The following is a 3,797-nucleotide window of genomic DNA, read 5'->3' as shown; positions in this document are numbered from 1 at the left end:
AATAAGCCCCACCGTTCACAGCGTCCTCGCTGTGTCGCCTGCCCGCACCCTCACAAGGAGGACCGGACAGGTCTTTTTCAAAGGAACCTCGACCATCCGAACCGGATGGACGGGGTATCAACATATCTGGCGTTGATTTTTGGCACGCTGTTGAGTTCTCAAGGAACGGACGCTTCCTTTGTACTCACCCTCTCGGGCTTTCCTCCGGGCGCTTCCCTTCGGTCTTGCGTCTCCGACTCTATCAGATCTTTCCGACCCGATTTCCTCGGTGCTTTCCGGGCTTTTCGGCCCTTCCGGCGCTTCCGACTCTATCAGACTCTTTCGGGCCTGATTCCCGGTCGGCGGGAATGCTTCCAAGAAATCCGCTTTCGCGTTTCCCTTTTCGGCGTGCCCGACTTTATCAGAGATTCTGAGCCGGAATTCCCGCCCCCTCCGGGCACCCTTCAGCGCACATGAAAGTGCCGGGTACCCGTTCAGGCGGAGAGCCAAACGTACTGGAGCGGAGCGCCCCGATGCAAATCGGGGGCTCCGCTCCAGGTGACGGCGGTGCGAGGGGTCAGACCTCGACGACGACGGGGAGGATCATCGGGCGTCGGCGGTAGGTGTCCGAGACCCACTTGCCCAGGGTGCGGCGCACGAGCTGCTGGAGCTGGTGCGGCTCAGCGACGCCGTCCGCCGCCGACTTGGCGATCGCGTCCTCGATCTTCGGCACGACCGCGGTGAAGACCGAGTCGTCGATGCCGGACCCGCGCGCGTGGATGTGGGGACCGCCCACGACCTTGCCGGTCGTGCTGTCCACGACGACGAAGACGGAGATGATGCCTTCCTCGCCCAGGATGCGGCGGTCCTTGAGTGCGGGCTCGGTGACGTCGCCGACGGAGAGACCGTCGACGTACACGTAACCGGCCTGGACCTTGCCGACGATCCGGGCCTTGCCGTCGACGAGGTCGACGACGACGCCGTCCTCGGCGATGACGATGTGGTCCTTCGGCACGCCGGTCAGCGCGCCCAGTTCGGCGTTGGCGCGCAGGTGGCGCCATTCGCCGTGCACCGGCATCAGGTTCTTCGGCTTGCAGATGTTGTAGAAGTACAGCAGCTCGCCGGCCGAGGCGTGGCCCGAGACGTGGACCTTGGCGTTGCCCTTGTGGATGACGTTCGCGCCCCAGCGGGTGAGGCCGTTGATCACGCGGTAGACCGCGTTCTCGTTGCCCGGGATGAGCGACGAGGCCAGGATGACGGTGTCTCCCTGGACGATGCGGATCTGGTGGTCGCGGTTGGCCATCCGGGACAGCGCGGCCATGGGCTCGCCCTGGGATCCGGTGCAGACGAGGACGACCTCGTGGTCCGGCAGGTCGTCGAGCGTCTTGACGTCCACGACGAGGCCGGCCGGGACCCGCAGATAACCGAGGTCGCGGGCGATGCCCATGTTGCGGACCATCGAGCGGCCGACGAAGGCGACCCGCCTGCCGTACTCGTGGGCCGCGTCCAGGATCTGCTGGATGCGGTGCACATGACTGGCGAAGCTGGCCACGATGATGCGCTTCTGCGCGTTGGCGAAGACCGTGCGCAGCACGTTGGAGATGTCGCGCTCGGGCGGGACGAAGCCCGGGACCTCGGCGTTCGTCGAGTCCGAGAGGAGGAGGTCGATGCCCTCCTCGCTCAGCCGCGCGAAGGCGTGCAGGTCGGTCAGGCGGCGGTCCAGCGGCAGCTGGTCCATCTTGAAGTCGCCGGTGTGGACGACCATGCCCGCGGGGGTGCGGATGGCGACGGCCAGCGCGTCGGGGATGGAGTGGTTGACGGCGATGAACTCGCAGTCGAAGAGGCCGATGCGCTCGCGCTGTCCCTCGGTGACCTCGAGGGTGTACGGGCGGATGCGGTGCTCCTGGAGCTTGGCCTCGATCAGGGCGAGGGTCAGCTTGGAGCCGATGAGCGGGATGTCCGGCTTCAGCCGGAGCAGGAACGGGACGCCGCCGATGTGGTCCTCGTGCCCGTGGGTGAGGACGATGCCCTCGATGTCGTCGAGGCGGTCCCGGAGGGTGGTGAAGTCCGGGAGGATCAGGTCGATGCCGGGCTGCTCCTCCTCCGGGAAGAGGACGCCGCAGTCGACGACGAGCAGGCGGCCGTCGTATTCGAAGACCGTCATGTTGCGGCCGATCTCGCCGAGACCGCCGAGCGGGGTGACGCGCAGTCCGCCCTTGGGCAGCTTCGGCGGAGCGCCGAGTTCGGGATGCGGATGACTCAAAAGACTCTCCTCACCACATACGCCACGTGCCTCTGCGGCACGTGGCGTACATGACATTCGTGCACTTGCCGTTGTCAGTTTCCGGCCGGGTCCGGGTGTCGGGCGGTACGCCGCGGCGGTCGCGCCGGCCGGTTTTGCCTATTCAGTTGTGAAGTCAGTGTTCTTCAGCTCTACCCCGCCCGCGGCCAGGTCGAGCTCGAGCTGCCGGGTTTCTTCGGGGGAAAGACCGACGAGCGGCAGCCGGAGCGGGCCTGCGGGCAGGCCCTGCAGGGTGAGGGCCGCCTTGGAGGTGATCACTCCCTGGGTGCGGAACATCCCGGTGAAGACGGGGAGCAGCTTCTGGTGGATCTCCGTCGCCTTCTGGACGTCGCCGCCGCGGTGGGCGTCGAGCAGGGCGCGCAGTTCCGGGGTGACGACGTGGCCGACCACGGAGACGAAGCCGACGGCGCCGACGGAGAGCAGCGGGAGGTTGAGCATGTCGTCGCCCGAGTACCAGGCGAGGCCGCTGCGTGCGATGGCCCAGCTGGCGCGGCCGAGGTCGCCCTTGGCGTCCTTGTTGGCGACGATCCGCGGGTGGGCGGCGAGGCGGACGATCGTCTCGGTGTCGATCGGGACGCCGCTGCGGCCGGGGATGTCGTACAGCATCACGGGCAGTTCCGTGGCGTCGGCGATGGCCGAGAAGTGGCGGAACAGGCCCTCCTGCGGGGGCTTGTTGTAGTACGGCGTCACGGCCAGCAGACCGTGTGCGCCGGCGCGCTCGGCGGCGCGGGCGAGTTCGATGCTGTGGCGGGTGTCGTTGGTGCCGATCCCGGCGACGATGTGCGCACGGTCTCCGACGGCCTCCAGGACCGCTCGTACGAGCTGGTCCTTCTCCGCGTCGCTGGTGGTGGGCGACTCGCCGGTGGTCCCGTTGAGGATCAGACCGTCGTTGCCCACGTCCACGAGGTGGGCGGCGAGACGCTGGGCGCCGTCGAGGTCGAGAGCGCCGTCCGCCGTGAAGGGCGTGACCATGGCGGTGAGGACCCGGCCGAAGGGGGTCTGCGGAGTGGAGATCGGAGCCATGGGTAACACGCTACTCGCTGCTCAGTGCAGGGTGTCCCCTCGGGGGACGTGACGTACGACGTGGCAGGTGGAACCCGGCACTGCCTGCTCGGGGGTTCAAGCAGTGCCGGGTCCGTTTGATCAGCCTAGATGAACTTTATGAAACGCCGCAATACGGACACTTCGCCACAAGTGCGCACATCTGTACCTATGGAGCGATCCGGCCGTTGGCGTTGAAGGCCGCGTAGGTCAGCGGCATGAGCTTCGCCCAGTGCCGTTCCATCTTCTCGCCGACCATCTCGATCTCCCGCTGCGGGAACGAGGGCACCGCGGCGTCCTCGTGCTGGGTGCGCAGCCCCAGGAAGTGCATCAGCGAGCGTGCGTTGCAGGTGGCGTACATCGACGAGAAGAGGCCGACGGGGAGCACCGCACGGGCCACCTCACGGGCGACGCCGGCGGCGAGCATCTCCTGGTACGCCTCGTACGCGTGCAGGTAGGCGTCCTCCATCACCCG

Annotated in this window: 3 protein-coding genes; all 3 read right to left on the bottom strand. The window is 67.2% G+C overall.

All coding sequences use genetic code 11. The annotated features are described in order from the left end of the window. Window positions 1-556: 556 nt before the first annotated feature. On the bottom strand, window positions 557-2,242 hold the full coding sequence (locus EAO77_RS14725; protein WP_147988429.1) for a ribonuclease J: 1,686 nt from the start codon (window positions 2,240-2,242) through the stop codon (window positions 557-559). 138 nt (window positions 2,243-2,380) lie between these two features. Continuing rightward, window positions 2,381-3,304 carry a 4-hydroxy-tetrahydrodipicolinate synthase gene (dapA, locus tag EAO77_RS14720; RefSeq protein WP_147988428.1) on the bottom strand — a complete coding sequence of 308 codons (924 nt, stop codon included), beginning with the start codon at window positions 3,302-3,304 and terminating at the stop codon, window positions 2,381-2,383. A gap of 187 nt (window positions 3,305-3,491) precedes the next feature. Then, window positions 3,492-3,797: FAD-dependent thymidylate synthase (gene thyX, locus EAO77_RS40000; RefSeq protein ID WP_147992504.1), on the bottom strand; the 306-nt coding region annotated here is incomplete at its 5' end.

The sequence above is a fragment of the Streptomyces sp. T39 genome (assembly GCF_008042045.1).
Taxonomy (GTDB): Bacteria; Actinomycetota; Actinomycetes; order Streptomycetales; family Streptomycetaceae; genus Streptomyces.
This window is presented reverse-complemented; position numbering and strand designations above follow the sequence as displayed.

Coding starts and splice junctions, on each gene's coding strand:
- dapA (WP_147988428.1), bottom strand. CDS start 3,304: ATGGCTCCGATCTCCACTCCGCAGACCCCCTTCGGCCGGGTCCTCACC.